This window comes from Streptosporangium sp. NPDC006007 (assembly GCF_040614315.1).
Taxonomy (GTDB): domain Bacteria; phylum Actinomycetota; class Actinomycetes; order Streptosporangiales; family Streptosporangiaceae; genus Streptosporangium.
In genome coordinates this window covers 1-25,991 of record NZ_JBEXUG010000026.1, presented here as the reverse complement: position 1 = coordinate 25,991, position 25,991 = coordinate 1, and the positions used below count along the sequence as shown (strand labels likewise).

Below are 25,991 nucleotides of genomic sequence, written 5' to 3'. Positions count from 1 at the left end.
GAGCCGCGAGAGAGGGCGTCGGACGGGATGCCGGGTGGCTCAGCGTGACGGCGCGGGGACGGAGGCGGGGTTGCCCGCGTCGAGGCGGCGGCGCTGGGGCACCACGGTGTACCTCGGGTCGGCCGCCGACGCCCGGCCGGCCTCCAGGACGGCGAACCGGGTGAACAGCGCGCCGGCGGTGAGGGCGAGGCCGCAGAGCCCGGTGAGGACGCGGCTGCGCCCGGCCACCACCGCGAGCAGGCCGCCGCCCACGGTCAGTGCGCGGGCCGTCCGCATCCGGCCGCCCGCCTTCCCCCGCTGGTACGGCTCGCCGAGCATGCCGAGCCGCCGTTCCATCACGGCGCCGGCCACCGTCTCCACGGCCGCCCCCAGCACGGCGACGGCACGGGCCGGGCCCGCCTCCGCGCGAGGGGCGGTCAGCATGCCGGCGGCGCCCGCGCTGGCCAGCGCGCTGCCGGCGAAGAGGAAGGGCAGCTCCCTGTGGGCCTCGTGCCAGACGGGCACGGCGGTGTCGGCGAGCAGGACCGCGGTGTAGGTGGACATCAGCGGGCCGGTCAGCGCGGCGGCCATGGTCGCCGCGTCGCCGGCGACGGGCAGTACGGCTGCGACCGAGGGGACGCGCAGGACGGCGGTGGCCGCCGAGGCGGGCAGGACGGGGGCGAGCGCGGCGGTGGCCGCGAGCGCGGTCAGCCCGCTGTGGGCGGCCAGCAGCCAGGAGCCCATGCTCATCGGCGAGGTGGGCTTGAACACGCGCAGCATGTTGAGGAACCGTTCGGGCCTGCCGAGCTCGGCGACCAGGAAACCCGCGCCGACGGTGGCCCCCGCGGCGGCCGTGAGCCTGGCGGTGAGGGCCAGGCGGTCGTGCCCGGAGATCCGGGCGGCGGCGGCCATCATCGACGCGGCCCCGGAGAGGCCGCCGAGGTAGAGGTAGGCCGGCATGTGGGGTTCGTGCCAGACCGGGGACTTGATGATGGGCTGGCCATAGTAGGACCGGAACTCGGCCTCCGGGACCATTGCCTCCTCTCCCCGCCTCATCGCCACCACCCCCGCCGGGCCCCGGCCGGGGACGGCACCGGCCCTCTCCTCGTGCTCAGGAAGGACACCGTCACGGCTCCGGCCAGGGAGAGCGCGGCACCTCCCGCCCACCGCCACATCGCGGGCAGGTCCCGGGTGGTGACCACCGGATCGGGTGGCAGGCCGTACGTCTCGGGTTCGTCGAGCAGCAGGAAGAACGCCCCGTCTCCGCCCACCCCGTCATCGGGGCTCGCGCCGTACAGCCGGGCCTCGGGTCTGCCCTCCCGCCGTAGCCGCTCCACCCGTTCCTCCGCCCGGACGCGGAGCTCGTCCAGTGGCCCGAACTGGATGGAGTCGGTCGGGCACGCCTTGGCGCAGGCCGGTTCCAGACCGCCGAGCTGGCGGTCGTAGCACATGGTGCACTTGAACGCCCGGCCGTCGCGCTCCCGGCGGTCGATCACGCCGTAGGGGCAGGCCGGCACGCAGTATCCGCAGCCGTTGCAGACGTCCGCCTGGACCACCACGGTGTCGAACTCGGTGCGGAACAGCGCCCCGGTCGGGCAGACGTCCAGGCAGGCGGCGTGCGTGCAGTGTTTGCACACGTCCGACGACATCAACCAGCCCTCGATGCCGTCGTGCCCCTCCCGACCGTCCCGGCCGTCCTGCCCCTCTCCTCCCTCGGCGCCGGTCCACTCCTCCCGTGGCGGTGTCCGGCGCGGCTGTTCGATGAAGGCCACGTGCCGCCAGGTGTTCGCGCCCAGGCTGCCGGTGTTGTCGTAGGAGGTCGCCCGGAAGACGAATCCGTCGTCGGGCACGTCGTTCCACTCCTTGCAGGCGACCTCGCACGCCTTGCACCCGATGCAGACGCTCGTGTCGGTGAAGAAGCCCATCCGCTCAGTCATGGCGGTACTCCCGGATCAGATCGAGCAGGGCCCTGCCGGTAGGACGTCTGCCAGGCCGCAGGTCGCAGGTCATGGCCTTGCCCTCCTGGATGTAGACGTTCGGGTCGAGCACGATGGGGAGCAGGTCGTTGACCACGTCGCCGGTCACCAGGCCGCCGCTGCCCCAGCCCCAGTGGTAGGGCAGGCCGATCTGGTGGACCGTACGGCCCCCCAGCCGCAGCGGGGTGACGCGCTCGGTCACCAGGACGCGGGCCTCAATCGCGGTGCGGGTCGTCACGATGGTCGCCCACCCCCCGTTGACCAGGCCGAGTTCGGCGGCGAGCAGCGGCGACACCTCGCAGAACAGCTCCGGCTGCAGTTCGGCGAGGTAGGCCAGCGGCCGGCTCATGGAGCCGGCGGTGTGGTGCTCGGTGAGCCGGTAGGTGGTGAGCACGTACGGGAAGAGCGGTGACTCGGGCGGGTTGTAGGGCGTGTCGGGGCTGTGGTAGATCCGGCGCGCCGGGTTGGCCTGCCGGCTGTAGAGCGGGTTGCGCAGCGGCGACTCGTGCGGCTCGTAGTGCGCGGGCAGCGGCCCGTCGGCCAGGCCGGCCGGGGCGAACAGCCAGCCCTTGCCGTCGGCCTGCATGATGAACGGGTCGGTCCCGGCCAGTGCCTCCTCGGCCAGGGCGCCCTCGGGCGGCACGTAGTCCGGCGGCTTGTTCCGCTCGAAGTCCGGCTCGTCGTACCCGGTCCACTCACCCTTGTCGGCGTCCCACCAGACGTAGGCCTTGCGCTCGCTCCACGGGCGGCCCTCCGGATCGGCCGAGGCCCGGTTGTAGAGGGTGCGCCGGTTGGCCGGCCAGGCCCAGCCCCATTCGGGCGCGACCCAGCTCTGCTCGCGCCCCGGCCTGCGGCGGGCCGCCTGGTTGACCTCGTCGGCGTAGACCCCGCAGTAGATCCAGCAGCCGCACCGGGTGGACCCGTCGGCTCTGAGCTCGGTGTAGGCCGACAGCGCCCGCCCGTCGGGGCCGGTACCGTTGATCTCGCGCAGTACGGCCTCGGCCGAGGGCTCGGCGTGCTCGCCGTGCTCGGGGTAGTCCCAGGTCAGCTCGCGTATCGGCCGGTCGATCTCGTCGTCGCCCAGCCGCGCCCTGATCCGTTTGCCGAGATGGTAGTAGAACGACAGTTCGCTACGGCAGTCGCCGGGCGGGTCGAGCGCCTTGTGCCGCCACTGCAGCAGCCGCTGGGTGTTGGTGAAGGTGCCCTCCTTCTCCACGTGGCTCGCGGCGGGCAGGAAGAACACCTCGGTGGCGATGTCCTCGGTGCGCATCTCCCCGGTCGCCAGCTCGGGGCCGTCCTTCCAGAAGGTGGCCGTCTCCACCAGGGTCAGGTCGCGCACCACCAGCCAGTCGAGGTTGGCCAGCCCGAGGCGCTGCGTCTTGCCGCCCGAGGAGCCGACCGCCGGGTTCTCCCCCACCACGAAGTAGCCCTTCACGGTGCCGTCGATCTGCCGCAGCACGGTGGTGTAGTGGCTGTGGTCGCCGGTGAGGCGCGGCAGGTGGTCGAAGCAGAAGTCGTTCTCCTCGGTGGCGGCCTCCCCCCACCACGCCTTGAGCAGGCTCACCATGTAGGAGCGTTTCCTGCCCCAGAAGCCGGTGTCGGCTCCGGCCTGGGCGAGGTAGTCCGCCAGCCCCTCGTGCAGGTAGGCGTGGGGCATGGGCAGGTATCCCGGCAGGATGTTGAAGAGGGTGGGGATGTCGGTGGAGCCCTGGATGCTGGCGTGACCGCGCAGCGCCAGGATGCCGCCGCCGGGGCGGCCCATGTTGCCGAGCAGCAGTTGCAGGATCGAGGCGGTGCGGATGTACTGCGCGCCGACGGTGTGCTGGGTCCAGCCGACCGCGTACGCCCAGGCGGTGGTGCGCTCCCGCCCGGAGTTCACGGTGATCGCCTCGGCGAGCTCGGCGAGGCCCTCCGGGGAGATGCCGCACAGCTCCTCGACCAGCTCGGGGGTGTAGCGGGCGAAGTGCCGTCTGAGGATCCGGTAGACGCAGCGCGGATGGCGCAGCGTCGGATCCGTGGGCGGCCTGACGGGGGCGGCGGCGCCGCCCGCGCCGTACTGGTCGGGTCCGGCGGCCTCGGCGTGGCGCGGCCCGCCCTCCAGTTGCTCGCCGCGGAGCCCGGCGGCGGCCTCCTCGGCCGCGCCCTCGTAGGACCAGCTCGACGGGTCGTACTTGCGCGTCTCGGGATCGAAGCCGGAGAAGAGCCCGTCCAGTTCCTCGGTGTCCTTGAAGCGCTCGGAGACGATCGTCGAGGCGTTGGTGTAGGCGAGCACGTACTCGCGGAAGTCGAGCTCGTTCGTCAGGACGTGGTTGATCAGCGCGCCGAGCAGGACGATGTCGCTGCCGGCCCGGATCGGCAGGTAGCGGTCGGCGAGCGCGCTGGTCCGGGTGAAGCGCGGGTCGATGTGGAACACCTTCGCCCCGCGGGCCCTGGCCTCGACCACCCACTGGAACCCCACCGGATGGCATTCGGCCATGTTGGAGCCCTGGATGACGATGCAGTCGGAGTTCACCAGGTCCTGCTGGAAGTCCGTCGCGCCGCCGCGCCCGAAGCTGGCCCCCAGACCGGGGACGGTGGAGGAGTGTCAAATACGGGCCTGGTTCTCCACCTGGATCGCGCCGAGGGCGGTGTAGAGCTTCTTCATCAGGTAGTTCTCTTCGTTGTCCAGCGTCGCCCCGCCCAGCCCCGCGATGCCCAGGGTGCGCCGGACGACCTTGCCCCCGTCCTCCTGCTGCCAGGTCTCCCGCCGGGTGCGGACCACCCGGTCGGCGATCATGTCCATCGCGGTTTCGAGGTCGAGCCTCTCCCACTCGGTGCCGTGGGGCCGCCGGTAGAGCACCTGGGTCTGCCGCCCCGGGTGGGTGACGAGCTGTTTGCTGGCCGACCCCTTGGGGCAGAGCCGGCCGCGCGAGATGGGCGAGTCGGGGTCTCCCTCGATCTGGGTGACCCGTCCGTCCTTGACGTAGACGAGCTGGCCGCAGCCGACCGCGCAGTACGGGCAGACCGACCGCGCGACGCTGTCGGCCTCCTCGACGCGGGGCCGGAGCGCGTCGGTGCGCGCGGAGCGGGCGGCGGTCCCCCTGCCGTCCTCTCCCCTGAGCTGCCGGAGCACCGGCCAGCGGGAGATCCATCCTCCCCGTGCCATGTGCCGGTTCTACCCCATCCGATATGCACTAATCACCAGTAATGGGCCGTCCGGAACCCCCGGTCAGCGGCGCCGGACCCCATGGATGACCCGGCCGGGTTCACCGGCGCCGTTGAACTGCCACGGCAGCCGGAGGGTCCACAGCACCCGGTCGGCGTCCACCTCCTCCACCGGCAGGACCATCTGCGTGCCGCTGAGCTTCCTGCGCAGCGCCCGATCGTAGGGCTGACGGTCCAGGATCTCCACGTCGGCCTTGCCCCCGGCGGCCTTGACCGCCTCCAGCACGAGGCTCCGGGAGCGCCGGTACTGCAGGGCCCACCAGCTGGCCGGGGCGGGCAGGGGCAGCGGGAAGAACGAGGAGACCACCTCGTCCACCCAGGTCAGGTATCTGATCTCCAGGTCGCTGCCCGGCTGGAGCTCGTCCAGTTCCCGCAGCCGGGTCCAGGCCCGCTCCTGGTACTGGCGGCTGATCGCGACGTCCAGCCTGATCGGGGCCTGCGCGTCCCGTGCCATCTCGTCCAGGCCGTGATGGATCCCCGCGTCCAGCTCCGTCACCGTGAACATCCCCGCGAGGATGTCGTACATCTGCGCCGCCCGGGGGGAACGCCACCGGTCGTCCTCCTGCCCCCGGGCGCCGCCGAGCCCCGGAAAGCCGATGGCGGGCAGCGGCGGGACGACCCCGTCGTCGTCCTCTTCCGGCGCGCCCGCGAAGGTCTGCGCGAAGTGCTGGCGCTGGGAGTCGGCGATGGCACCCGGCAGCCGCAGGCAGGCCACGTGCAGCGCGATCCACAGCTCCTCGGCCGTTCCCGGCGCCGGATCCGGCTCGCCCAGGTAGACGGCGGTGTCCTGGTACAGGCGGTCGTACTCGTCCCGCAGCCGCACGGCGAGGTCCGCCGGCCCGCCCCGGGGCCGCGCGGCGGAATCCGCCTGCCCGCCCCGCTCCCGGCCGGCACGACCGGCCTGGCCGAGCGCCCCGCCGGGGATCCGGCGGGGCGAGGCGCCCGCCGCCTCCGGATGGGTCAGCCCGAGCAGCGTCCCGACCAGGGCGAGCGCCAGCCGGTGGTGTTCCCGCGGCGGCTCCGGCGGCCCGTCCAGGTGGAGCAGAGCGACCAGATGCCCGGCCAGATCGCCCAGCGCGGTCCAGAGCGGGACGCGCAGCGGGCTCTCCGGATCGGCCAGTTCCTCGGTGACGGCGTGGTGCAGTCCCCTGCCCGGCACCCGGTGAATGGTGCGGAACCGGTCGATCAGGCTCTGACCGCGCAGGTAGAGATCGGCCGACGCCTGGGGGGCGTGCCGATCCAGATGGGCGTCCAGCGCGGTGACGACGGCACGCAGCCGATCGCGCAGCGGTCCGGCGAGGGGCGCGGCCTCCCCGTCCAGGCCCAGCAGGGGTTCGAGCAGTTCGTCGAGCGTTCGCATGACGCCGTCCTGTAGGAGTTCAGTGGTCACCGGTGAACGGCTCCCACTCTGGCCTGCCGAACGACTCCCCCGGCTCCATCACCGCGGTGAACACCGAACCCGGGTAGTCGGCCAGGTCGGTGAGCCTGCGGGCGGCCAGATAGCGGGGGTAGCCGACGTGGATCCTGAGCCGTCCCAGACAGTCGAGGGTGACGTGATACCGCACGTGGGGGTCGCGACGGGGGGCGGACATCCTGACCAGCGGGGAGATCCGGCCGTAGGCGTCGACCCAGAGGAACTCCCAGGTCGCCGCGCCGTGCTCCTGCGCGGGCGCCGGCAGCCAGTCGGCGGCGATCGCACCGGTGAACACCCTGCCGTCGCCGTGGCTGTCCAGGAGGTAGGAGCGCAGGTGACGCGTGGTCTCCTCCCCCGGCGCCAGGATCGGGAAGAGCTCGACGCTGGTGCTCTCGTCCAGCGCGTCGGGGGTCCGCTTGACGTGAACGGCCGCGGGCAGGCCCGTCGCCTCCAGAGGGGTCTCCAGGCGGCCGCCCCCGCGACCGCCGTTCAGCACCGCCCCGATGTCGCTGAAGTCGCCCTCCGTCAGGTAGATCGGGTTGCCTCCGTGGCAGAGGTGGATGACCGGTTCGAGCTCCTGGTTGATCTCGACCTGGAAGCGGATCCTCCCCCAGTCGACGTTGGCACGGGTGAGCCTGTCCTCCCGGCCGGCGAAGGTGAAGCGCCCCCACTCGATGGACTCGCCCCGGTCGCCGCCCAGCTCGCGGTGGATGTGGATGTCCTCCTTCATCGGACGCCAGGCCGTACGGACCGACAGCCGGCCGGTGCGGTCGGCGATGTCGAGCTGGTCGCCCGCGTTCAGCAGCATCCCCACCCGCGTGTCGGCGTTCTGCAGGGAGAAGTCGCACGGCAGGCTCTGGAACAGGTTGTCCACCGCGATTCCGACGATGTTCTCACCCGCTCTCAGCCGTTCGCGGCCGTCGACCTGGCGCTCCGCGCCGTCCTCGGGGCCGGAGGCCTCGTCGCTCTCGATGTCGGCGTAGCGGCTGAAGCCGTAGGCCCAGCAGGCTCCGATGGAGGTGGCCTGCTTGGCGTAGCGGCGCTCCACGACCAGCCGGGGCGCCGGGATGCCGTCGGCGCCGTCCAGGGTCAGCTCGTGCAGCCGCCTGGTCACGATGCGCTCCACCAGCGGCATGGTGCTGGTCTTGCCGGAGAGCGCGACGATGTCGATGGGTTCGTCGGGCTCTCTGCGGCGCTGCGCGCTGAAGGTGGTGAGCGCGATGTCGACGGCCGCCGTGATGACGGGGGTGGCCAGGTGCTCGAACTGTTCCGGGCGCAGGGTGACCACGGTGCGCTCAAGCCGCTCGATCAGCGCGGCTGGGGGCCGCGACCGGCTGTCGATGTTGTTGATCACCTCCTGCAGGGTGGTCTTGGGCAGCGTGTACCGCTCACCGGCACCGAGGAGCCTCTTAGCCCGCTCGGCCTCCTGCCACAGCCGGAGGAACGCCGAGCCCGGTACGGCACGGCCGCCGGCCGGCCCGAACGACGGGCTGTGCGTGGGCAGCAGGTCCCTCAGCCGCTCCCACACCTTGTCCGGCCTGGGGCCGGGGTCGGGGTTGGCGATGAAGGCCGGCGCGATCGGGCGCGGGGTGCCGTCGGCGCCCACGTGGGACGGGGGCCAGTGCCGCAGCCACGTGTTGTCGTGGTCCGCCGGGCCGAGCGCCATCAGCGCGTCCACGATCTCCGCCTTCAGCCAGTGGAAGACCCGCAGCGTGAGCAGGTCGCCGCCGAGCTGCGGATGGCCGGTGGAGCCGCGCACCTCGGGGCGGATCAGGTAGTGGCGGCCGGAGAACTCCTCGGCGACCCCCTCGGCGGGGACCTGCCGGTCCAGCAGGTGCAGGGCGAACAGGGCGACGTCGGTGGTCCCGCCGCCGATGTCGATGACCAGCATGTTCTGCCGCCAGGCGGGGCGGCCGGGCCGTACCCGCCGGGACCGGGCGCGGAACGGCTCGATGCCGGTGTCGGACTCACCGCCGAAGTCCCGCATGACGAAGAAGAGCGCCGCGGCCACGGCCTCGTCGAACGTCGTGGTCACCTTGGTCATCCTGAGGCTCGACCGCGCCATCTTCTCCAGCGCGCGACGGCCGGACGGCGGCAGCGTGGTCGGGTAGGTCAGCACGAGGTGGTTCAGCCCGCGGATCCCCCACTCGGCGGATCGATCCTTGTTACCGTACTCGATCGTCTTGTCGACCAGGTCGTTGTAGGCGTGCATCAGCAGGGTGTCGGTGGTCACCGGGTGCGGTTCGGCGCCCGGCAGCTCCGGCAGGTCGCGCGGCCGGGAGAGCGCCCGTTTGAGGCCGGGGTAACTGCGGAGCACCCGGTCGGCCCCGCCGCCGAGCACGGCCCGCAGCGGAGAGCCGTCGAGCACCTTGATCTCACTGGGGATCTCGGGCGAGTCACCGTCGAAGACGACCTGCTGGAGGTAGAGCGAGCCCAGCGCGGGGGTGCCGAAGGCATCGGCGTAGCAGCGCTGGAGGCTCATCGCGTACGCGGTGCCCAGTTTCTCGTCCATCCGGGAGATCGCCGTGTCGAGCTCCCGGCACAGCGCGTCCCGGTAGTGGACGGGGGGCACGGGCAGGTGGTGGGAGCCCGGCTTGAGCACCTCGATGTCGTCGGCGCCGACGGTGACCCGGACCGAGTCTCCGGTGCGGGACAGGCCGAGCCGCGTGTTGAGGCGGGCGGTGAACCCGTGCGCGATGTCGTCGCGGACCCGTGGCCAGTCGGCGCCGTGCGGACCCTCGGGCCCTTCGAGCAGCAGGCGGTGGAACCCCTTCAGCAGCACCTCGAACTGCTGCTCGTCCAGCGCGACGCGCTGCCCGCCCGTTCTGTTGTAGAGGGTGACGGTCGAGGACGAGGTGCCGAAGTCGATCGCGGCGTGCCCGAAGAAGCTCCGGTGCCGCCGCGGTTCACCGATCGGGGCGACCTGCCGGGCGGCGTCCCTGCCGGCGGTCATGCCCTGGGCGGGGCGCGCGCCGGGGGGCATGAGACGGAGTTCGAGGGGGAACTCCCGGGGTGGCGACCCGGCCGCGCCGAGCCGCCAGGCCACCCTGACGACCCGTTCGCCGTCGCCGGGCGGCAGGTCGCCCACCGAGATCGCCGGTCCCTGGATCAGCAGGTAACGTCCCGGGATCGGCCGGGGGCGCCAGCCGGGCAGCGTGTAGAGCCCGGCGATCTCCGTCGCCGCCTCGTCGCCGGGCGGCTCCGGCCGCGGCCCGGCGACGTCGACGGCGTGCGCGATCCCCTCCGGCTCGACGAAGACGTCGGGCAGCCGGTACTCCCCGTTCACCTCGTAGATCGTGAAGACGCCGGTGGCGGTCTCGTCGTTGCCCTCGCCGTCCTCGGGGCCGGCGAACAGCAGGCGCACGGTCATCGTGTCCTCCCTCCGGGCTCGTCGCCCCATTCGTCGAGCAGGTCGCGGATCGGGCCTCCCGAGGGGCCGGGCCCTCTGGCCTCCGACGCCCCGGTACGGGTGAGACGCCGGACGTTCTCCTCCGCCGGGACGGCCTCGCGGAGCGCCTGCAGCGCCTCACGGAGATCACGGCCCAGGGTGGCCGCGTCCGCCAGCAGGTGCCGCCGCAGGTGATGGTTGACCGCCGCGATGATGTCACCGCGCACCCGGAAGATGTTCATCTGGTGGGTGACGACGTGGGTGCCCGCCTCGCCGCCGATGTTCCGCCGGCCGCCGTGCCAGGGCAGGGCGTGCCCGGTCCGCAGCGGGAACCGTTCGGCGATCCGGGCCGCCTCCTCGGGCGAGGAGGGGACGGGCACCGGCAGCACGCGGGCCGCGGCGCCGGGCAGCCAGTCCATCGCGGTCAGGCCGAGCAGGTTGTGCCGGCGCGCCGCACCGCCGTCCGCGGGGTCCAGGGCGGCGAACAGCCGTTCGATGGGTGCCCGCAGGTCGGGGTCCAGCAGGGTCTCGCGCACCTTGGCCAGCTCGCGGTGGCGCCGCTCCGCCCAGGACGACACGGCCTCCAGGTAGATCTCCCTGCCGGTGCCGACGGCCCGGACGCAGGTGGGCTCGAACCTGCCGAAGAGCCGTTCCGTGGTGTCGGGGGCGGCCTCCTCGATCTCGGTGGGCATCTGGTGCACGATCCCGAGCAACGGGCTCCGCCCGGCCCCGCCGCCCGTCCGCCCCCTGGTCGGCGGCGGCCCTATCCGGCCGTCGTCGTCCCTGACCCGCTCCCGGTACTGCTGCCACTCCCCCCAGGTGAACACGTCGTAGGTGACCGTGGCCCGCGCCAGGTCGAGCACGGCCTCCCCGTCCGCCCGCGCGGCCTGGACGCCCTCGACGGACAGGCGCTCCGGGTCGGACAGGAGTCCCAGCGACCTGACCGTGCGGGAGGTCTCCTCCTCGATCCGCCGGAACAGCGCGGTCAGTGAGGCGCCGTCCCGGGGGGCGCCGAGGCCGCCCAGGTGGCCCGGCCGGAGCATCCGGTCGAGCGTGCGCAGCGCGCCCAGCAGGTCGGCGGCGATCGGCGCCACCGCCTCGTGTTTGAGGAACACGCCGTAGGTCCGTACGTGCCGGTCGAGCATGGCGCGGAGCCCGGCTATCCCGCCGTCGCGCCCGAACTCGCCGAGCGCCGCGGTGTAGGCGTGTCCCGGGTCGGTCAGGAGCAGGTCGTCGGCGACCCGCCTCCACCGCCGTGCCCGGGCCCCGGCCGTCTCCAGCGCCTTGGCGACCTTGTCGCCCTCCTCGCCGTCCGCGTCGTACGGCAGGCCCCCGACGGCGATCGCGGCGAGCGAGGAGGTGAAGGCGACCCGGTCCTCCCTGCGCCCGTTGAGCGTCGTGGCCATCCGGTGCAGGGAGGAGAGGTCCCGGGAGGAGGAGACCAGGTCGGCGGCCCCGGTGTGCGGGGGGTCGGGAGGCTGAAGCAGGTCGAAGCAGTTGGCCGCGACCAGGATCGACTCGCTGAGCGCGCCCTTGCCCCGGCGGTTACGTTCCAGCAGCGAGTAGAACTGCCGGGCGTCGTCGCGCTCGGCCCGGTGCGAGGGCAGCACGATCACGATGGCGTCGATCTCGTCCAGTTCCCGGACACTGAGGTATTCGTCCCGGATCGCGGTGGCGCCGAGCCCTGGAAGGTCGCACAGCTCCGCCGCCGAGCCGTCGCCGGGGAGCGGCCCGGTCCAGTCTCCCTCCGCGACCGCCACCTGGCAGACGACCCTGCGGATCAGGGTGAAGGTGACCCGCAGCGTCTCCGCCGTCACCGCGTTCCGAGGGGAGAGCGGGAAGCCCTGCACCGTGCGCGGGAAACTCCGGGGCAGATCCCGGATGTCCTCGATGTCCAGCGCCTGCCGGAGCATGTCCACCTCGACCGGGAGGACCAGCCCGGTGTGACCGGGCAGCACGAACTCCCCGGCGAGTTTGAGCGCGTCCCGGATCCGGGTCAGCTCCAGGGTGATCCCGAGCAGCCGGGAGTTCTCCATCGCGGCCCAGTCCAGGGTGGTCTCCGCCCAGCGGTTCAGGGTCTCCCATCCGTCCCTGACGGGGTTGTAGCCGGTCAGCGCCGACACGTCCCGGCCGCCTCCGGCCCGCCGCACGGTCCGGATCAGCTCGTTCATGATGTAGTCGGCGGCGTCGGCCAGCTCCCCGCGGGTGAGGTACTCGATCCTGGCGCCGCGCAGCCGGGTGACCTCCCCGGGCCCGGCGGGCTCCATACGGAGCACCGTCACATTGCCGGTGGTGGGCGAGCCGGAGGTGGGCAGCAGTCCAGGCCGGCCCAGCAACGCGCCGAGCAGCATGGACTTGCCCGCGCTGTACTCTCCCACGATGCCGACCGACACCGGTTTCGCGCAGCGCTCCTTCAGCCGCGCGGCGAGAGCGGCGGCCCGGTCGTGGGCGTGCCGTACGGCCGCCGCGTCCGGGATCTCCTCCTGGCCGAGCGCCGCCATCGCGCGGTCGGCCAGCCGGCGGTAACGGCCGATCGCCTCCCGGTGGCCGGCGTCGGAGGAGGAGGCCGATCCACCGTGTCGGGCGTGGAAGTCGGTCAACGAGACCCCTCAGAAGTATCGATTCCGATGTTTACGAGTCCCCCGGCTACCGCGGTCGGGGCCGTCACGGATGTCCGCGCGCCCCTGGTCGTACCTGTCCCGTGTCTTCAATCGATCGAGGTCGTACCTCATGTCGATCTTGGCGATGTGCGAGTCGCGCAGCCGCTGCGTCTCGTAGGCCTGGCTGTACGCCTGCTCGCGGAGCCGCCGCTCGTAGACGGTCGGCCCGCCCAGCAGCTTGACGCTGAGCGGCAACAGGTCGAGCACCAGGATCGTGACCCGCAGCACCCAGGGCAGCGCGAAGACGATGGGGCTGTCGCTGCCTCTGATGAACTCGTGAAGCGCCTTCTCCTGGGCCACCCAGCCGGTGTTCCTGCGCACGTCGAGGCGTTCGGCCTCCCGCTTGGCGCGCTCGGCCTCCTGGAACCGGGTGAGATCCGCGGTGACCGCCCTGCGCGCCGCGTCGCACTCGCGTTGCGCGGCCCGGTACTCCCGCTGCGCGTTGTCGTAGTCCCGCTTCAGGTTGGCCGCTATCCGGCCGACCCCCCGGTCGCCACTGAGTCCCGGCCCCTCCTTGCCCGCCTCCTCGTCCTGTTTCTTCCGCTGCACGGCGTCACGGACGCGTCTTCTGGCGTCGCTCTCGGCGCAGAGACTCTCCCGGTTGTACTTGACGTCGAGCTGCCGCCGCCTGTCCTCGTCGGCGGCCTTGAAGGTGGCGTCGAGCTGGTCGGTGCGGGCGGTCTGGGTGAAGGCCAGCTGCTCTTTGACCTCCGACTGGAAGATGAGCAGCGTCACGGCCTCGGCGATGATGAAGGACACGCCCACGGCGAGGATCAGCCGCATCAGATAGGTCAGCCAGCCGGGTTTCCGGCTCCTGCCGACCGGGTCGAGCAGGCCGGTCCGGTCCGTCCCCGACAGGACCTTGCCGTAGGCGGGCTCGGCGACGATCGACCGGTCGACCCAGAAGATGACGACGCCCCAGATCGCGGCGAAGGGCAGGATCGCCGGGGAGAACCCCCCGTTGACGACCGAGGCGAAGATCGCGAACATCGTGGTGGCGACGAGCGCCACCAGGCAGACGAAGACGCCGATCGTCGAGTAGCGGTACAGCTCGCTGCGGTTCGGGACGAGGTCCGGGTCGGTGCCCGCGCACCACAGGAAGGGGCGCGAGGCGACGGGGACCCGGTAGCCCTCGGCGCCGGTGACGGTTCGGGGCGGCGTGTGCACCTCGGCCGGTCCGGGCGCCGGACGGCGCCTGAACCGGAGCCTGTCCCGCAGCCCGGAGAAGGCGTCGGAGAACGTCTCGTACAGCCGCCCGGCGGGCCCCTGGGGGCGCGTCCACCCGGCGTCCTCACCGCTCCCCCGCCGGTCGTCGGGCCAGTCGGCGGGTCCGTCCCCGGGCCGCTCACCGGGGTCGTCCGGGGCGTCGGGGTCGTCGCGGAGTGCCTGGTACCTCGCCGTGGGGTCGTTGGCGGTCCGCTCGCTGTAGTGGGCGCCGGGGGCGCCGCCCGGGGGCGTCCCGCCGAAGTCGTCCTCCCACGTCCCGGGGGTGCCGGAACCGTTGCCGGAGTGCCGGGCGCCGTCGGAACCACTCCCCCACGTCCCGGTGTCGCCGAAGCCGGTGCCCGGGTGCCCGGTGCCGCCGAAGCCCGGTCCGGAGTACCCCGTGGCGCCGAAGCCGGTGCCGGGGTGCCCGGTGCCGCCGGAACCGTTCCCCGAGGTCCGGTCTCCCGGTGGATCGTCCGTGGAACCGCCCGGATTCCGGGTGGCCGGGGATCGGGCGTCGTCGGCGAAACCGTTCTCGTACGGCCGGGTCCCGCCGGGACCGCCGGCGGGCGGCCACGTCGCGCCCGTCTCCTCTCCGGAGGGCTGGGCACCGTTCGGGCCGGCCGCCGGAGGCCGGTTGGAGTCGCGTCCGGGCGCGGCGTAGTCGCGGAACCAGTTGTCTTCCGTCATCGACTCGGCAACGCCCGGCGCTTAATATCTCCGCACACTCCACCAAACTTCTTAATTCTTGACATTCTTCTCCCGGTTCTGACTCCGCCGGAACGTCATTCCCCGCGATCGCAGCCGGATTCGCATCTCCCCGAACCCGCGACATCCACGCCGCCCGCTCCAAGCTCCGTCCGTCCACCCTACGAGCCCCACCGGCCCCCACACCGGCAGTCGCGCACTGCTTGGTACTGGAACGATGCACTATGCCTACTGACCGAATCCCTACTTGTGAGGTTTTGTCTTTCGATCGTTACGCATCCTATGCAAAGGATCTCGACACCGAGCAGGGACATGAACCACCAGAACCCGCTTACCGAAAGGCATAAACCGGTCTTTTATCCGATTGAACTCCTTTGGTGGACATCTGCCCAATAAAGCCAATATCGACGGCATTCAGGGCAGCTTTCCAGCAGGCCATCCCCCCAGGAGGAGGGGACGACCCCGGAGAGACCCGGCGCGCGGGCATATCCGGGCACGCCCCTCCACCTCGGAACGCCCCGGGCACGGCCCAACAATGACCTCCCCCTTCTTCTCCACTTATAAGCATTAAATGTGAAAAATTACTCACTGCCACAATTGCCGAAAAGGGGTTCATTTTACATGATTTATGTGATGCGCGACAGTCACCCCACCGGCCCAAGGGCCCTGTCATCGGGGACCTCCGGCCCTTGGCCGGCGGCCGTCCCCGCGGTGGGATGATGGGGCGCGACGGAGCACGCGTCGATCGCGCCGACCTTCCCGCAGGTTAGGGACAGGCCGTCGGGGGGAGGCCCGAAAGTGATCCGGATCGAAGGCGGCCGGACACTCCCGCCGCCGGCTCCGGACGATCGTTCACCCTTCCATTGGAGCCCCGCATGACCGAACATATGACGGCCCCGGGCGATCTGGGCCGCCGAGTGGCCAGGCGGCGCGAGAGCCTCGGCCTGAGCCGCGAGCAGCTGGCCGGCCGGGCCGGGATCGACCCCGGATACCTCGGCTACCTGGAGGAGGCCGCCGCGTCCCCCACGATGGACACCGTGCGCAAACTGGCCGTCGCCTTGGAGACCGGCGTCGAGGAACTGCTGGGCGGCACGATGGACCTGCCTCCCGGGCGCGGCCGTCCCGCCCCCCGGCCCAGCCTGGAGCGGCTGGAGCCGCAGGAGTGCCTGCGGCTGATCTCCCCCGGCGGTGTCGGCAGGGTGGCCTTCAACGAGCCCGGCGGACCGGCGATCCTGCCGGTCAACTACGTGATACACGACAACGCGGTGGTCTTCCGCACCGCCTTCGGCGGCCCGCTCGACGACAACCTGCGCACCGGTGTCCAGGGCGTCGAGTTCAAGATCGGTTTCGAGGTCGACCGGATCGACGACGCCGGCCGTGAGGGCTGGAGCGTGCTGGTGCGCGGCGGCGCCCACCACGTCTCCGACGACGAGCGGGCCTCGGTCGACGCCTCCGACGTTCAGCCGTGGGCGGGCGGTGACCGCGAGCTGTACGTCAGGATCGTCCCCGCCGAGATCACCGGCCGGCGCATCCGGCACGTCCCGTGACCTCCGGCGCGCGTCCGGTGGGCCGGGCGATCCCCGGCGAGATGGACGCCTGGGTGGTCGCCGAGCCCGGACCGACGGCCTCGCGTCCTCTGGAGCGGGTCCGGCTCCCGGTTCCCGAGCCGGGCCCCGGCGAGGTGCTGGTCGAGGTCGAGGCGTGCGCCGTCTGCCGGACCGATCTCCACCTCGCCGAGGGCGACCTGCCGCCGCGCCGCCCTCGGACCGTACCGGGCCACGAGGTCGTCGGCCGGGTGGCCGCGAACGGCCCCGGCGCCGTACGGCTCGCACCCGGCAGCCGGGTCGGCGTGGCCTGGCTCCGCTCGACCTGCGGGCGCTGCCGCTACTGCCTCCGGGGCGCGGAGAACCTCTGCCCGGCCTCCACCTACACCGGATGGGACGCCGACGGCGGCTACGCCGGATATCTGACCGCCCCCGAGGACTACGTCTACCCCCTCCCCGGCGACGCCCCGGCCGAGAAGCTGGCGCCGCTGCTCTGCGCCGGGATCATCGGATACCGCGCCCTGCTCCGCTGCGACCTGCCCCCCGGCGGACGCCTGGGCGTCTACGGCTTCGGCGCCTCGGCCCACCTGACCGCCCAGGTCGCCGTCGCCCAGGGGGCGACCGTGCACGTCCTCACCCGGTCGGCCAGGGCCCGCGAGCTGGCGCTGGCGCTGGGGGCGGCCTCGGCCGGAGGCGCGGCGGACGCCCCGCCGGAACCGCTGGACGCGGCGATCCTGTTCGCCCCGGCGGGAGAGCTGGTTCCGGTCGCGCTGGCCGCCCTGGACCGGGGCGGCACCCTGGCCGTGGCGGGCATCCACCTCAGCGACATCCCCGCGCTGGACTATCGGCGCCACCTGTTCCAGGAGCGGACGCTGCGCAGCGTCACCGCCAACACCCGCGCCGACGGCCGGGCGTTCCTGGACCTCGCCCTGGCCCGCCCCCCGCGGGTCACGACGGCCGCCTACCCCTTCGACGCCGCCGACCGGGCACTGGACGACCTGGCGGCCGACCGCGTCGAGGGCGCCGCCGTACTCCTGCGCTGAGCGGCCCGCTCCGCCTCGTCCACTCCCGTGGTGGCCGAGCCCCGGCAGCCACCACCGCCGCGCGGGACGGCCGTACGGCGGGGGCCGGGCCCCCTCACCCGGCACCGGCCGCCAGGTCGAGCTGTCCGGCCAGCACCGAGGGCGCCTCGGCCAGGGACGGGCCGTACCAGGTCAGATGACGGCCGCTCACCAGCGCCACGTCGACACCGGGGAAGCTCTCCGGCCCGTCGTCGGCGGTGAAACGGTACGGCTCGTCCGGAAGGACGACCAGATCGGGTCCGGCGGCGAGCAGATCCGCGAGGGGGATCCTCGGATACCGCTCCGGATGGCCGGCGAAGACGTTGCCGACGCCCAGCCGGGTCAGCATGTCACCGGCGAAGGTGTCCCGGCCGAGGACCATCCACGGCCTGCGCCAGACGGGAATCACCGCCCGGCGCCGTCGAGCGGGCTCCGGCGGGTTCCACGCCGCCCCCGCCTCGTCCAGCCAGGCGGGGCGGGGCATCCGGCACACTCGGGTGAGCACGCGGTCCAGGGAGACGAGCGCCTCGTCCACCGTACGGATCACGGTCGTCCAGACCGGCACCCCGGCGGCGCGGAGCGCGTCCAGGTCGGCGGCCCGGTTCTCCTCGAAGTTGGCCAGCACGATGTCGGGGCGGAGCGCTCTGATCCGGCCGAGGTCGGGGTTCTTGGTGCCGCGGACCCGCGCGACGTCCAGTCCGGCCGGGTGGTCACACCAGTCGGTGGCCCCCACCAGGAGTTCCGCCCCGGTCGCCGCGACGGCCTCGGTCAGGGACGGGACGAGCGAGACGACGCGGCGCACCCGCGCGGGGACGCGCACGCGGACCCCCGTGTCGTCGTACGGCTCCTCCTCCACCCGATCAACGTACCGCGCCGCCACGGACCGGCTCCATATCCTCTTCCCATGACATTCCGGCGCCCCGGCCGACAACCGGGGCGCAGCAGGAACGCCCGAGGTCAGGAGATCAGGGAGCCACGGCGATCTGCGCCCGGTGGTGCCTCGGATTCTCGATCTCGTCGACCCTTGCGAGGCGTACGAGAACCGCTCAGCCACACCGGCATAACGGACCATTCGCTTTTCACCTCGCGCCCCGCCCTACCCGGCATGGAATTAACAGGCCCCACCAAGTCCTGACGAACGACAGGAATCAGGGCGCCTCAGCGGAGTCGTCTCTGAGGAATGTTCATCTCCCTGGGCGAGACGAAAGTTAAGGTGGAGAGGCCGCGCGAGGGCGAGGAGGAGCCGAGATGGCCGAGCGTGACTGGAACCCCGACCCGGGCGACGGCAAGAGCGAGTCCACCGGCCGCCGGATCGCCAGAGCACGGAACCGCCGAGGACTCACCCAGACGGGCCTCGCGGCCAGGGCACACGTCTCCCGCAGCCTGATCGCACAGGTCGAATCAGGCCACAAACCGGCCACCCCCGCACTCGTCGCGGCCGTGGCCCGCGTGTGCGCGGTCGACCCCGCCGAGCTCAACGGCCAACCCTACCGAGGACCCGACAGACGCACCGACGCCGTCCACCAGGCAATCCCCGCCATCAGACGCGCCCTGGCCTACATCGACATTCCCCCCGAGCTGGAAACCCCTCCGAGGCCGCTCAACGAACTGGCCGCAGAACTGATCAAACTCCAGAAACTACAAGAAGCCGCCGCACATGTCAGTCTTGGAAACCACCTACCGGCGGTCATCGAGGAACTGACGGTTCACACGATGGAGTCGGACGCCCCGCAAGCATGGCGTCTGCTGAACCACTCCTATGCCCTGGCGGCATCCCTGGCGCGCCGCCTGGGTTACAACGACCTGGCTCAGATCGGCATCGAACGAGCCGCGACCGCCGCCCCACGCGCCGACGACCCCCATCTGCGGCACCTGGTTCCGCTGGGACGCGCACTGCTGATGCTCAATCTGGGGTTCGGCGACATCGCCTTGATGGTGGTGAGACAGGCGGCAGACGACGTAGACCGCTCTGAAGCGGCAGGACTGGAGGTTTACGCCTCCCTGCACCTCCGGGCCGCCGTCTCCGCCGCCCGAATAGGACGGGCATCGGACGCCTGGGAGCATCACGGCCTCGCGTCCGAAACAGCGGCCCGTATCGACCCGAGAAACCGGCTGGATCCATACGGCTCAGAAGTGAATTCCACCAACGTAGCCATCCACGGATGTGCGGTGGCGACCGAGCTCGGCGACTACGACCAGGCGGTCCGTCTGGACACGGATTTCAAGCCGCCTCCCACACTCTATGCCGAGCGCAGGGCACACCACGAGATCGACATGGCCAGAACACACCTTTGGCTCAACAACTACGACAAAGCATTCAAACGCGTACTCAAGGCCGACAAAATTGCACCACAAATGACCCGTTTCCACCCCACGGCACGGGAAACCGTCCGGCAGCTCGGCTCCCACTACCGCAATGTCCCCGAAGAGCTCCGCCGCTTGGAAAGACGCATGACCCTGTAGGCGCCGTTTTCACCGGACGATTGTTCACCGGAAAGCGTGAACAACCACGATCGTGACACTCCGTAAGGTCGTCGTGACGGCGAGAGCCACCTCTCTCGCCGCCTGAATCCGATGATTCCGACCTTGGAGGACAGGTGATACGGCACACGGCGCCGATCGGATCCGCGGAGACGATCGACGAGGCCACGGCGGACCTGCATGACACGGCGTTGGCCGTGGTGCAGCGGCTTCTCAAAGAACGGGGCATCCGGGCCTGTTGCCATCACGGGATCGGTCTGGGGCTCTACGCCAATCGGATGGACGGTGTCGCCTGGCCGGATCGGTCTCCGCTGCGGTCGTGGATGGAGCGTCATCCGCCCGAGCTGGTGGTGATCGGCTCTCGGGGGCGGCGGGGCGTCACGGTGACGGTGGGGGCGCGCTCCGGCTGTTACCTGGTGGCCCTCCACGACGGCTCCGATCTCCAGGCGGTCCGGCGGGAGTGGCCGGAGAGGGTCGTGGAGCTCGTCCTCGCCGCGCGGTACACGTCGTGAGCGCGTCGTTGCCGCGTGAGTCGTCGGCGGCGGTGGACGCGACGGTGCGGCTCCGTGACGCCCTGGCCCGTCACGGGATCGCGGCGGACGTGCACGGCGGCCACGGGCCGGCGCTGGCGGCGGTCTGCGCGGGCCTGGTGGTCTGGTCCGACGGCGACCGGTTCTGGTGGTGCACGGGCTGGGACACCCGGCGGCGGCGGTTCGTCTACGCCTTCCACCGGGCAAGCGAACCTGAACAGGCCGCGCAACGGGTCGCATTTCACCACTCCCGTCTCCGTCAGCGGCTCGCGCGGCCGGAGCGGCGCCCCGAGAGCGCGCCGTAACCGTGATCGGCGGGTGCGCGAGCCCGCACGTGGCCATGGCGGCGCACAGCGGTCATCTGCCACCGCCGGTACGGAATCCGGCGGATCTCAGCGGGAGGTCTGACGGGCGAACTCCTCGCCGTCCCAGTAGTCGACCCGATGGGCGATGAGGCCGCCCTCGACCTCGAAGCGGAACATCCCGCGGATGGCGACGGGCCGCCCCCGGTAGGTAAAGCTCATCCGGTACGGCACCGCCGCCCGGAGCCCGTCCACGATCAGGTCCTCGATCTCGTACCGCAGGCCGGCGAACTCCGCCAGAAACCCCGCCAGCCGCTCGCGGTAGGCGTCCCTGCCGTGCAGGCCGGCCCCGGCCGACGAGGTGTGCTCGTTGTGGAAGGCCGGAGTGACGCAGGCGGCGATCTCGTCGGGGTCGTGCCGGTTGAGCGCCCCGATGTAACGCTCCACCACCTGACGGGTCAGCTCCCCCACCGGGTGCGGACCTCCTCGAAGACCCGCTGGTTATGCGAGATCTCCACGACGTTGCCGTCGGGGTCCTTCAGCGCGCAGACGTAGCCGACCGGCGGCGGCAGCTCCGTCGGCTCCCAGTGCAGGCAGCCCGTCTCCCGCGCCTCGGCGGCGATCCGGTCCACGTCCTCGCGGTTGGGCATCTCGATGCCGAGGTGCGCGAACGGGGAGAGCTGCGGCTGCTGTCTCCCCCTGTCCTTGGCGAACTCCACCAGCACCAGCACGAACGGCGTCTCCACCTGCTTGTCGTTGGACAGCCAGGCGTTGCGCCCGTCCTTGTCCTCGTGCCGGGAGACGACCACCAGCGGGGTCATGGTGGTGTAGAACTCGATCGCCTTGTCCAGGTCGCAGCTGGGCAGCGCGATGTGAGTCCAGCGCGCCTCGGTGAGCTTCCTCTCCATCATGTCCGTTCTCCTTCAGTCCTTGTCCACCGGCCCGTCGAACTCGTCCGGGTCGAGCGACGTGGCCACGTCCCGGCGGACGGTCCGCGTCATGTGCTGAGCCATTCCCTCCCAGAGGCCGGGCGGACCACCCGATAGGGGGAGAGCGCAGGTTCTCCATGAGCTGGAAGGCGTAGGGCGGCGGGGGAGGTCGGGGTGGACGAACTTCGCGTGGCTGCCGCGCGGGTCCTCGACGCTGAGATCGATACGGCCGGCCGACATGTCGTAGTTGTCGGAGCAGGGCTTGTACCCGCTGGCGGTGCGCCCCTCGAAGCGGATCGAAGCGGACGATGGTGTCATTCTGCTCGCGCACCTTGTTCAGCCGCCGGCGCACGAAGCGTAGGTGGTAGTCGTCATCTCGACGATCCACCTCGCCCTGGGCTCCGTGCTCCCCCATCGCGCCGTCACCTCCGCGGTGATCGGCCCGCGCGCCCTGGAGCGACTGACCCGCCGGCTCGGCGCCGACGCGGTACGGCTGTCGCCCGGCGTCCTCGACACGGTCGACGCCCTGGCTCCCCCAGGCGTGAACATCAGCCCCGACGACGTGGGGCACGTCCCTCCCGCCCTGACCGACCCGGCCCTACGGCGGCGTTGAACCCGATCTTCCGATAGTCCCGCGACCGCGTACCCCGGGGGGTTCGCAGAGCGGGCCGGCACCCGGCCGAAGACGTGGGGCGGAACTTTCCGCACTCCGTGGCCTTCTCCGCGTGGATCGGCGGGTCAGCGTGATTCTCCTGCCGCAGACCGGCAAGGCGGGATGAAATCGTCCAGCGCGTGTCAGGCGGAGGCCACTACCTCTTCCGCCTCAGCACGATCTCGCCGACCGCCATGGCGATGGACAGCAGGACGAGGCCGCCGAAAATCGGGTGCGCGATAATCGCGGGTCCCACCCCCTGCCCCTCCCTGTCCACGGCGGCCATGATTCGAAACGCGAACAGAAGGGCTCCGATAAATGCGATCTTGCTCCATGGGGGCACGTTCAAGCGGTTGAGTCTCATATGTCTTCCCATCTCATGCCGACTGACAGCCCACCGGAGGAGGGAGCACGGCTTTCCGGGCCCCGGCATCACCGAGGCGATCCGGTCACGCGCCTGCCGTGACCGTCATTCGGCATCCGGTCTCCCGGCCGTCGGCGTGCTGTCTGTCGAGCGAGTTCGACGTGTGGCTCGGCAGTCGAATCCATTGAGTTCTGGGCTCGCCAAAGACGGTTCAGTACGCGGAAGATCAACCAGGCGGCTGCAGCCGGTCCGCGGGAGGGCGCACCACAGAGCCAGACCTCTGACTCGGCATGCCGATCTTTAATTGCGTGAAGTTACAGTGGCCTGGTGACCGGGCCGGTCTCGTCTTGAGCAGACGTCAATCAGGTGCGGACGGCAGCGGATCCTCTTCGGGCCACGCTCGGCCGTCCTGGCCGGGATCGGGGCCACTGACGACGAGATCGGCCGACACTCCGCGACTCAGCAGCGGTCAGCGGCCTTCCACCGGATTGAGCTCCGGAAAGCAGGGCGACAACTGAACGACCGGCGACCAATCGTCATTGACCGATGAACCGCCGCATCCGCGCACAGGCATGCCGGTCAAGGTTGCCACACCAGTACGACCGGCGCCTGCATTCGCAGGTGCGCCAAGACAATCAGGCCACAGTACTTACCATCCTATTTCCGGTGTATTCAACCAGTAATTCGACGCTATGGCGACCCTGACGAAGAAAGCAAAGCTCAAGCTGTTTCAACCCCTTCGACAAAGCCGTCGCAGCTCGCCTCCGACCTCCATTCCCAGTCATCTTCACATCGTTGAACCACCGCGTTCTGAACACCTCCGCCGCAGGCCATGAATACCATGCCGACGAAGACGAGTCCAGAGAAAAGGGGATATTCCAAGCCACTTGTCACCTCGGCAACGCACCCCCCTCCCCCATCGGGCACCCGGCACTTCGGCCGCGCTTACCGACTTTTGAGTTGTCATCGCTGGTAGCGACCTCACCGGGCCGCGCGCCCAACGGCGCGGCCACCCCCGAGACCGGCGCAGAACGCCGTGTCCGCCAAGTCGACGGACCGGCGACGCGAAAAAGTGGCGAATCTCACTGTCCGCCTCCCGTCAACGAAAATCGCAGTAGCCTGATCACGCAGAGTGATCGTCCTCCATGCGCCACTACCAGCGTGTCCTACTCTGCGCGATCCAGATCGCCCCGGCAGCCGGCGACATGTTTCCGGCCCGATGTCCGGCCGACGGCCTTCCGGGGAGCACCGTGGCGGACCTCGAAAGAGCGATGATCACGGAGCGTGGAGAATGCATGACCTCGCGGCCCGGAAGAGCGTTTCCGTCGGTTTTAGCGGTCACTCGATCCGCGGCGACGCTTTTCCCATTCATTGAATAATGGCTATCCAAAACATAACGACATAAACGGCGACTCCGGGTCCCCTCCGTACGCCCATGACACAACAACGCCGACAGTAAGGCGGATAGTCATTACGGCGACAGCAACATGGTCATTACGGGGGCCGCAAGTCATCCGCCCTCCCTAATTCGACTGAAACAACAACCCCTAGGGCTTAAAAAGTTGCGATCGTGACGGCAAACAGCCGCTCCGCCGCCCCGTTCCTTACGCAGCCCACCGGCAAGGTGATTCCCCTGACGGCCTTTCCGAAGAGACCGAGACCCAATCCATTCCCGATATGACTGAAGCCCCGTCGCCCCGCACCGGCGTCATATGCCACGACGACATCACCACGCAAGTTCGTCAACCGCGAGGTGACGGCACCGTCACCGGTCTGCGTGGCGTTGAGAACACCGAGACCACTGACGTTCCGAGTCCGGGTGCGATGGCCATTGGCCGAATAATCGATATGGAGATCAACCCCGGCCGCCGCCCGCACGGCCGACACACCGGCCGTCCGGCCGAAGGCGTCATAGACGTAACCGGTGTTGATGATATATCAAGACCACCGGTACGATTATCGTACCGATCGATGATTAGTCCGTTCAGATATGTTTGCCTGATTAATCTGCCACCAGAATCGCATTCGCCTGGGAACGCTCCCACTCCGCCGGTAATGACGGGGGTAAAGATGCCGTGACGGCTCACTCCGTCCGGCGGCGTCAGTGCCGTCGTAGGTGTGACTCCTCCGCCCTTGAGGGGAGCGGCTTCTCGCTAAGCCGCCTGCGCGGCCCGGCGAAGGGCAAGTCCTGCCCTGAGGATGTTGATCGCCGCGTTCACGTCGGCGTGCGCGGTGTGCCCGCACGCCGTGCAGGCGAACGCGACCCGGGTGCGGCGGTTCTCCTTCGCGATGTGCCCGCAGTGGGCGCAGGTGCGGCCCGCGTCCAGGATGCCCCGGTTCAGCCCGGCCTTCTGCGCGACGTTGCGGCCGGGGGCCTCGATCGTGCCGGACGCCGACCGGGTCATGCCCGCGATCCGCAGATCCTCGTGCACGATCACGTCGTTCCCGTAATCACCCACGACTGGCGGTTTATCAAAATTTTCTGGTCAGCAGAGCTGGGGCGCCAAATCCAGATAATTCGCCATATCTTGCTTATGTCGCCCGCCCCTTGCAAATTTCCCTAGTCCTTTTCCCGTATTCAGCGAGAGAGGTGTGGCCTCGGATGATCTCAGCGATCTGGCGCGGCAGCCGGGGGGACAGAAACCCGTGCCCCATGCCGGGTACGGTCACCAGACGCGCGCGCGGGATCTGGGCGGCGACCGCCTCGCCGTGCGGCAATGGGCGGAGGGGATCCTCGGTGCCATGCACGACCAGCGTCGGCGCGGTGATCGAGGAGAGCGGCACGAGCCTGTCTTCGGTCATTGTCTTTCCTGCCAGATGATGGTTGGCCGCAGCGCGGGAGTCACCGCTCAGGTCAGCCTCGGCCACGACGAGCCGCCGCGCGGCCGGCTCGTCGAAGGTCAGGACGTCGCCGTTCAGCACGCGCCAGGTCTCCACATTGGCCGCGATACGCTCCTCGCGACCGGCCGGGGGCGCGGCCGCCAGGCGGGCGAGGTGCTGAAGGAACCGTGGCGCGGGCGGCGGGAGGTCGTCGGGGTCGGGATCCCGCCCGGCGAGGGCCCGCGCGAAAGCAGGCCCTGCGTTGTGGCCCATCGGGCCGGTCATGATCGCGGTTAGGGTGAGCACGCGCTCGGGGCGGTGCGCCGCCAGCCATTGCCCGATCGCGCCACCAAGCGATGCTCCCGCGACGTGCGCGGTAGCGACCCCATGCCCGTCCAGCACGGCTGTCGCGTCGGCGGCCAGATCCGCCAGCGTGTAAGGATGCGTCGCGAAGTCCACGCAGTCGGACCGCCCGGTGTCTCGATGGTCGAAGCGGATCACTTGTCGCCCGCCGTCGAGGAGAGCCTTCACCAATTCGTCCGGCCAGCCCATTCCCATGGTTGATGTGCCCATGATGAGCAGCACCGCGGGATCTCCCGGATCGCCGAACCGCTCTGTCCACAGCCGCAAAGTCCCAGACGCAACGAACTTCTCTTCACCTGTCTTCACGGTCATTAATGAGCCTTTTTCATCTCCTTGACGGCGGACTGCTGGTCACAGCGTGGTCGCAAGGTCAGCGTTGGCCTGACGGCATAGCGAAGCCCCTGGTAGAC

Annotated in this window: 19 protein-coding genes and 1 pseudogene; 6 read left to right on the top strand and 14 right to left on the bottom strand. The window is 70.6% G+C overall.

The window, feature by feature from the left end; genetic code table 11:
* Positions 1-39: 39 nt before the first annotated feature.
* From nrfD to ABZ194_RS20185, 7 genes are all read right to left on the bottom strand, one after another.
* Complete coding sequence (gene nrfD, locus ABZ194_RS20215; protein WP_355598356.1) at positions 40-1,035, bottom strand: NrfD/PsrC family molybdoenzyme membrane anchor subunit; 996 nt, start codon at positions 1,033-1,035, stop codon at positions 40-42.
* Complete coding sequence (locus ABZ194_RS20210) at positions 1,032-1,916, bottom strand: 4Fe-4S dicluster domain-containing protein (protein ID WP_355598354.1); 885 nt, start codon at positions 1,914-1,916, stop codon at positions 1,032-1,034. The genes nrfD and ABZ194_RS20210 overlap by 4 nt, the downstream gene beginning before the upstream one ends.
* Positions 1,909-5,100: a formate dehydrogenase gene (fdh, locus tag ABZ194_RS20205; RefSeq protein ID WP_355598352.1), complete on the bottom strand. Its 3,192-nt coding sequence runs from the start codon at positions 5,098-5,100 to the stop codon at positions 1,909-1,911. The genes ABZ194_RS20210 and fdh overlap by 8 nt, the downstream gene beginning before the upstream one ends.
* 63 nt (positions 5,101-5,163) lie before the next feature.
* Entirely contained in the window at positions 5,164-6,549 is a 1,386-nt protein-coding gene (locus tag ABZ194_RS20200) for a hypothetical protein (protein ID WP_355598350.1), read from the bottom strand.
* A complete protein-coding gene (locus ABZ194_RS20195) occupies positions 6,539-9,943 on the bottom strand; it encodes a hypothetical protein (RefSeq protein ID WP_355598348.1) in 3,405 nt (1,134 codons plus the stop codon). Before ABZ194_RS20195 ends, ABZ194_RS20200 begins: the two co-directional genes overlap by 11 nt.
* Positions 9,940-12,561: a dynamin family protein gene (locus ABZ194_RS20190; RefSeq protein WP_355598346.1), complete on the bottom strand. Its 2,622-nt coding sequence runs from the start codon at positions 12,559-12,561 to the stop codon at positions 9,940-9,942. Before ABZ194_RS20190 ends, ABZ194_RS20195 begins: the two co-directional genes overlap by 4 nt.
* A 9-nt stretch (positions 12,562-12,570) precedes the next feature.
* Positions 12,571-14,517, bottom strand: coding sequence for a DUF4407 domain-containing protein (locus tag ABZ194_RS20185; RefSeq protein WP_355598345.1), 1,947 nt, complete (start codon positions 14,515-14,517; stop codon positions 12,571-12,573).
* Between the two features lie 893 nt (positions 14,518-15,410).
* On the opposite strand from ABZ194_RS20185, the gene ABZ194_RS20180 reads away from it, so the two are divergent.
* Together ABZ194_RS20180 and ABZ194_RS20175 are read left to right on the top strand one after the other, a co-directional pair.
* The gene (locus ABZ194_RS20180; protein ID WP_355598343.1) at positions 15,411-16,082 is read left to right on the top strand and encodes a pyridoxamine 5'-phosphate oxidase family protein; all 672 of its coding nucleotides are present in this window, start codon (positions 15,411-15,413) and stop codon (positions 16,080-16,082) included.
* A gap of 41 nt (positions 16,083-16,123) precedes the next feature.
* On the top strand, positions 16,124-17,122 hold the full coding sequence (locus ABZ194_RS20175) for a zinc-dependent alcohol dehydrogenase family protein (protein ID WP_355598472.1): 999 nt from the start codon (positions 16,124-16,126) through the stop codon (positions 17,120-17,122).
* Between the two features lie 94 nt (positions 17,123-17,216).
* On the opposite strand, the gene ABZ194_RS20170 is transcribed toward ABZ194_RS20175, so the two are convergent.
* Entirely contained in the window at positions 17,217-18,020 is an 804-nt protein-coding gene (locus ABZ194_RS20170; RefSeq protein WP_355598341.1) for a helical backbone metal receptor, read from the bottom strand.
* 368 nt (positions 18,021-18,388) lie between these two features.
* Here ABZ194_RS20170 and ABZ194_RS20165 point away from each other — a divergent pair, with 368 nt between their 5' ends.
* From ABZ194_RS20165 to ABZ194_RS20155, 3 genes are all read left to right on the top strand, one after another.
* Positions 18,389-19,603 (top strand): helix-turn-helix domain-containing protein, encoded by a 1,215-nt coding sequence (locus tag ABZ194_RS20165; RefSeq protein ID WP_355598339.1) that lies wholly within the window; start codon positions 18,389-18,391, stop codon positions 19,601-19,603.
* Between the two features lie 134 nt (positions 19,604-19,737).
* Entirely contained in the window at positions 19,738-20,133 is a 396-nt protein-coding gene (locus tag ABZ194_RS20160; RefSeq protein WP_355598337.1) for a hypothetical protein, read from the top strand.
* Positions 20,130-20,456, top strand: coding sequence for a hypothetical protein (locus tag ABZ194_RS20155; RefSeq protein ID WP_355598335.1), 327 nt, complete (start codon positions 20,130-20,132; stop codon positions 20,454-20,456). Before ABZ194_RS20160 ends, ABZ194_RS20155 begins: the two co-directional genes overlap by 4 nt.
* Before the next feature lie 87 nt (positions 20,457-20,543).
* Here the strand turns inward: ABZ194_RS20155 and ABZ194_RS20150 are convergent, their stop codons facing one another.
* The 3 genes from ABZ194_RS20150 to ABZ194_RS20140 are packed head-to-tail and all read right to left on the bottom strand — an operon-like array spanning position 20,544 to position 21,700.
* Positions 20,544-20,924, bottom strand: a complete 381-nt coding sequence (locus tag ABZ194_RS20150) for a nuclear transport factor 2 family protein (protein WP_355598333.1) — start codon at positions 20,922-20,924, stop codon at positions 20,544-20,546.
* On the bottom strand, positions 20,912-21,364 hold the full coding sequence (locus tag ABZ194_RS20145; RefSeq protein ID WP_355598331.1) for a VOC family protein: 453 nt from the start codon (positions 21,362-21,364) through the stop codon (positions 20,912-20,914). Before ABZ194_RS20145 ends, ABZ194_RS20150 begins: the two co-directional genes overlap by 13 nt.
* A 12-nt stretch (positions 21,365-21,376) precedes the next feature.
* Positions 21,377-21,700, bottom strand: a complete 324-nt coding sequence (locus ABZ194_RS20140) for a hypothetical protein (RefSeq protein ID WP_355598329.1) — start codon at positions 21,698-21,700, stop codon at positions 21,377-21,379.
* Between the two features lie 43 nt (positions 21,701-21,743).
* Between ABZ194_RS20140 and ABZ194_RS20135 the strand changes: the two genes are divergently transcribed.
* A complete protein-coding gene (locus tag ABZ194_RS20135) occupies positions 21,744-21,995 on the top strand; it encodes a hypothetical protein (RefSeq protein ID WP_355598327.1) in 252 nt (83 codons plus the stop codon).
* A gap of 196 nt (positions 21,996-22,191) precedes the next feature.
* On the opposite strand, the gene ABZ194_RS20130 is transcribed toward ABZ194_RS20135, so the two are convergent.
* The 3 genes and pseudogenes from ABZ194_RS20130 to ABZ194_RS20120 form a co-directional block, all read right to left on the bottom strand.
* The gene (locus tag ABZ194_RS20130; protein WP_355598325.1) at positions 22,192-22,320 is read right to left on the bottom strand and encodes a hypothetical protein; all 129 of its coding nucleotides are present in this window, start codon (positions 22,318-22,320) and stop codon (positions 22,192-22,194) included.
* A 2,231-nt stretch (positions 22,321-24,551) separates the two neighbouring features.
* A pseudogene (locus tag ABZ194_RS20125) lies at positions 24,552-24,839 on the bottom strand (zinc ribbon domain-containing protein); the annotation flags it as partial.
* 91 nt (positions 24,840-24,930) lie between these two features.
* On the bottom strand, positions 24,931-25,803 hold the full coding sequence (locus ABZ194_RS20120) for an alpha/beta hydrolase (RefSeq protein WP_355598323.1): 873 nt from the start codon (positions 25,801-25,803) through the stop codon (positions 24,931-24,933).
* Positions 25,804-25,991 lie beyond the last annotated feature (188 nt).